We start from the raw sequence: 4,765 nt of genomic DNA, 5'->3' as shown, positions 1-4,765 counted from the left end.
GTGACGGCATTCAAGGCAGGTGATGAAGTGTGGTACACCCCTGAAATCTTCGTCGGTCAGGGCAGCTATGCCGAATACCATGTTGCTCATGAATCAATAGTGGGTCTGAAGCCCAAAGCACTGACACATCTGGAAGCGGCGGCACTGAGCTTAGTCGGCGGTACAGTGTGGGAAGCGCTGATTACGCGGGTCAATCTGCAGGTGGGTGAAACCATTCTGGTGCATGGTGGTGCAGGTGGTGTGGGTCATATTGCGATTCAGATAGCAAAAGCTACGGGTGCGCGGGTGATAACGACAGTGTCTTCGCAAAACGCAGAGTTCGTAAAAGGCTTAGGCGCCGATGTCACCATTGACTATAAGCAAACCGATTACATTGAAGCCGTGCTTGAAGCAACAGATGGCAAAGGTGTGGATGTAGTGCTGGATACCATAGGTGGCGATACGCTGCAGAAAAGCCCGTTGGTACTGGCGCAACTGGGGCGAGTGGTCAGCATAGTCGACATAGCTACTCCACAAAACCTGATTGAAGCCTGGGGACGCAATGCCAGTTATCACTTTGTGTTTACCCGTCAAAACCGGGGCAAGTTAGATGACTTATCTCGTTTGGTCGAAAGAGGCCAGTTGAAGCCAGTTGTTGGTGCAGTGTATCCGCTCTCTGAAGTGGGGCAGGCGCATGCCCGGCTTGAGCAAAAATCCAATGGGTTACGCGGCAAAATTGCCATCGATGTAACTGCTTAATTGAATTAAATGGCTTGGGACCCTATACAGGGTCCCCCTTTCAAGTGGCCAGAATGTAAGGAAAGTGTATGAAAATCATCATATTAAATGAATCTAAAACGCCAGATCCGCTAAGTCATGTGGAAAAGCGATCTGCGGTTACGCCAGGCAGTGCGCAGAGACTGGTAAAAAAAGGTGCGACTTTGCTGCTTGAGCAAGGTGCAGGTGAGTCCTCAGGTTATTCAGACAAAGAATACGCAGAGGTTGGCGTGACAATCATCGATGATGTGAATAGTGCGCTATCGTCGGTTGATATGTTGGTGGCGGTCAATAAACCTTCAGAAGCCCAATTAGCCTTGATGAAAAAAGGCGCCATAGTGGTTGGTCACCTTGACCCTTTCTTTCAGCAGCCGCTGATTGAATCTATTGCTGACAAAGGCTTAACCGCCATTTCGGTAGAGATGATCCCGCGTTCTTCGCGTGCCCAGAAGATGGATGCGTTGAGCTCACAGGCCAGTTTGGCGGGTTACGTCATGGTTATGCAGGCTGTGAACCAATTGCCTTCAATATTACCCATGATGATGACCCCATCGGGCACCATCAAGCCTGCCAAGGTGTTTGTTATTGGCGCCGGTGTGGCTGGTCTGCAGGCTATTGCTACTGCAAAGCGTTTAGGTGCCAATGTACTGGCGTACGACACGCGCCCTGTGGTGGCAGAACAAGTAGAGTCTCTTGGCGGTAAATTCCTCAATATTGATCTCGGCGAGACCGGACAAACCAAAGATGGTTATGCCAAAGAACTCACTGATGAGCAAAAAGCCAAGCAGCACGAAGCGCAACGTGATGCGATTGCCGGATCAGACATAGTGATCACAACAGCACAGCTATTTGGTCGCAAGCCCCCTGTGCTTATTTCTAAAGAGACCCTGGCGTTGATGAAACCAGGCAGCGTGGTAGTCGATATGGCGGCTACATCAGGCGGTAACGTTGAAGGCTCTGTAGCGGGTGAAACCGTTGAAATTAATGGTGTAAAAGTGATTGGTGATGGCTATTGGAGCCAATACGTTGCGAAAGCGGCGACGGATATGTACGCCAATAACATTTATAACCTGATTGATGAGTTCTTTGACGATGAGAGCAAATCCTTTGGTTTGAATTTAGAAGACGACATTCTCGCAGCTTGTGTGATAGCGCACGACGGCAAGATCACCAATGCCATGTTACTTAACGCCTATAAAGGAGCCTAATCATGGAGATTATTTACTTACTTTTCATCGTGTTGTTAGCTGCTTTTCTTGGAGTCGAACTGATTCGAAAAGTACCTGCAACCTTACACACTCCACTTATGTCGGGTTCTAACGCTATCTCAGGCATTACCCTGGTAGGAGCGTTAGCGGCAGCAGGTGGTGACAGCAACTTACTCACTACCATTTTGGGCACGGCGGCAGTCGCTTTGGCCAGCATAAACGTGGTGGGAGGGTATTGGGTTACCGATCGCATGCTTGGCATGTTCAAGAAAAAACAGAAACCAGGAGTACGGAAATGAACGATATCCTAACCATAATCAACTTTACCTATGTTGTCGCTGCGGCGTTGTTTATCATAGGTCTTAAATTGTTAAGTCACCCTGACACCGCCAGAAAAGGCAACTTTGTGTCTGCGCTTGGTATGCTGATAGCGGTGCTGATTACGCTGCTGGATCAACAAATTATCAGCTACCACTACATTGTGCTGGGTTTTGTAATAGGCGGTGCTGTAGGTGCCTGGAAAGCCAAAACCATTGAGATGACGGCCATGCCGGAAATGGTGTCGCTGTTTAACGGCTTTGGCGGTTTAGCCTCGCTGGTATTGGGGGGGGCCACCTTTGCGGGCATGGATCTCACCAGGTTACAAGCCGAAAGTGCATTTGTCTTTGTTACCTTGTTGTTCACCATTTTAGTCGGAGGCATTACCTTCTCAGGTTCTGTTGTGGCATGGGGCAAGCTGTCAGGGAAAATTAAAGCTAAGGCATTTATTTTCAAAGGTTTGCGCGAGTTAAGTGTACTGCACCTGGTGGCCATTGCGGTGGTGGGGTATTTATTTGTTACCGCTCCAACAACCCATATTTGGCTTTACTTTGCTATTGCGTTGTCATTGAGCTTTGGGCTTTGGGCGACCATCTCAATTGGCGGTGCCGATATGCCGGTGGTCATTGCGCTACTGAATAGTTACTCAGGCATTGCGGCTTCGGCTGCTGGTTTGGCGACAGGCAATACTATTCTTATCGTGACTGGCCTTCTTGTTGGTGCATCAGGGCTTATTCTGACCAGTATTATGTGTAAAGCGATGAACCGCTCATTAATCAACGTGTTACTGTCAGGTTTTGCTAAACCTGTTGCAGCAGGCGAAAAAATTGAAGGCGAGATCAAGGTGCTTTCAGCACAAGATGCCTTTTATGTACTGGAAGCGGCACAATCAGTGCTGGTGGTACCTGGCTACGGTATGGCGGTAGCGCAGGCGCAGCATGCAGTGCGTGAATTACAATCCTTGCTTGAAGAGAATGGTCGTACTGTAGACTATGCTATCCACGCAGTCGCTGGGCGTATGCCAGGTCATATGAATGTGCTGCTTGCTGAAGCCGACGTCCCTTACGATCAGCTTTACGAAATGGAAGACGTAAACCCGCGTATGGAAAACTACGATGTGGTTATTGTTATAGGTGCGAACGACGTGGTTAACCCTGCTGCGAAAGAAATGAAAGGCAGCCCCATTTACGGTATGCCTGTCATTGAAGCGTATCGGGCAAAAACCGTCTTCGTATTGAAGCGTTCTGCAGATGCTGGTTTTGCTGGCGTGGACAACCCGCTATTCTTTAAGGACAATACACGCATGGTACTGGGTGATGCGAAAGAAACCATTAACAGCATCATCCGTGAGTTTGCTGAAGTCTGAATGGTGTGTGACAGGATGTCACTTTGCGAAAAGGAAGTTTAACATCCTTCTTTTTATTTGATTAACGACGTAAAATTCATATTGATATTTTTAGATATAGAGATATAATGATGAGCATGAACATACTAGAAGCATTTAAAGCCTTAGGTAATCCAACGCGATTAGCAATATTGCAAAACCTTCGGGAGCCGGAGAAGCATTTTCCGCCTCAGGATGAAGGTGATGTAAATGTTGATGGAGTCTGTGTTGGAAGTATCCAGGAAGGCGTAGGATTGAGCCAGTCGACGACATCGACGTATTTGGCGTCATTGCAACGAGCAGGTCTTGTCACGTCCAAGCGGATGGGAGGATGGACGTACTACAAGCGAAATGAAGCGAATATCAAAAAATTGATAGAGCTCCTTGGTAAAGAGTTGTGATACAGCTCTTTTTTTTAAACCCATTGTATCGATATATATCGATATGCAAATATATAGATAGGTAAAAAATATGCGAGCGATGATTTTAAAGTCTTTTGGTGGACCAGAGAGTTTTCAGGAAGTGGTGCTGCCCAAACCTGTAGCGGGTGAGGGGCAGGTTTTGGTGAGGGTGCATGCGACTTCTGTGAACCCGTTGGACTATCAGGTTCGACGTGGTGACTATAAAGACTATGTGCCACTGCCAGCCATTACAGGACACGACGTGTCAGGCGTGATTGAGGCAGTAGGTCCTGGAGTGACGGCATTCAAGGCAGGTGATGAAGTGTGGTACACCCCTGAAATCTTCGTCGGTCAGGGCAGCTATGCCGAATACCATGTTGCTCATGAATCAATAGTGGGTCTGAAGCCCAAAGCACTGACACATCTGGAAGCGGCGGCACTGAGCTTAGTCGGCGGTACCGTATGGGAAGCACTGATTACGCGGGCCAATCTGCAGGTGGGTGAAACCATTCTGGTGCATGGTGGTGCAGGTGGTGTGGGTCATATTGCCATTCAGATTGCAAAAGCTACGGGTGCGCGGGTGATAACGACAGTGTCTTCGCAAAACGCAGAGTTCGTAAAAGGCACGAGACCCTAAAAAAGCATTACGAGAGTAACGTTAAAGGGGCACACAATGATTCCATTGCCGCAAACTATTG

The 4,765-nt window shown here is 48.2% G+C and carries 6 protein-coding genes; all 6 read left to right on the top strand.

Features of this window, described 5'->3' with window-relative positions:
* On the top strand, positions 1-738 hold a 738-nt coding region (locus P3C17_RS21145), incomplete at its 5' end, for a zinc-binding dehydrogenase (protein ID WP_300931237.1).
* 68 nt (positions 739-806) lie between these two features.
* Entirely contained in the window at positions 807-1,964 is a 1,158-nt protein-coding gene (locus P3C17_RS21140; RefSeq protein ID WP_300931236.1) for an NAD(P) transhydrogenase subunit alpha, read from the top strand.
* Positions 1,965-1,966: 2 nt separating this feature from the next.
* Positions 1,967-2,263, top strand: a complete 297-nt coding sequence (locus P3C17_RS21135; protein ID WP_300931235.1) for an NAD(P) transhydrogenase subunit alpha — start codon at positions 1,967-1,969, stop codon at positions 2,261-2,263.
* Complete coding sequence (locus P3C17_RS21130; RefSeq protein WP_300931234.1) at positions 2,260-3,648, top strand: NAD(P)(+) transhydrogenase (Re/Si-specific) subunit beta; 1,389 nt, start codon at positions 2,260-2,262, stop codon at positions 3,646-3,648. Before P3C17_RS21135 ends, P3C17_RS21130 begins: the two co-directional genes overlap by 4 nt.
* A gap of 107 nt (positions 3,649-3,755) precedes the next feature.
* Positions 3,756-4,067 carry a metalloregulator ArsR/SmtB family transcription factor gene (locus P3C17_RS21125; protein ID WP_300931233.1) on the top strand — a complete coding sequence of 104 codons (312 nt, stop codon included), beginning with the start codon at positions 3,756-3,758 and terminating at the stop codon, positions 4,065-4,067.
* Positions 4,068-4,137: 70 nt separating this feature from the next.
* Positions 4,138-4,704, top strand: a complete 567-nt coding sequence (locus P3C17_RS21120; protein ID WP_300931232.1) for an alcohol dehydrogenase catalytic domain-containing protein — start codon at positions 4,138-4,140, stop codon at positions 4,702-4,704.
* Positions 4,705-4,765: the final 61 nt, after the last annotated feature.

The organism is Rheinheimera sp. 1928-s, from assembly GCF_029269265.1.
GTDB lineage: Bacteria > Pseudomonadota > Gammaproteobacteria > Enterobacterales > Alteromonadaceae > Pararheinheimera.
This window is presented reverse-complemented; position numbering and strand designations above follow the sequence as displayed.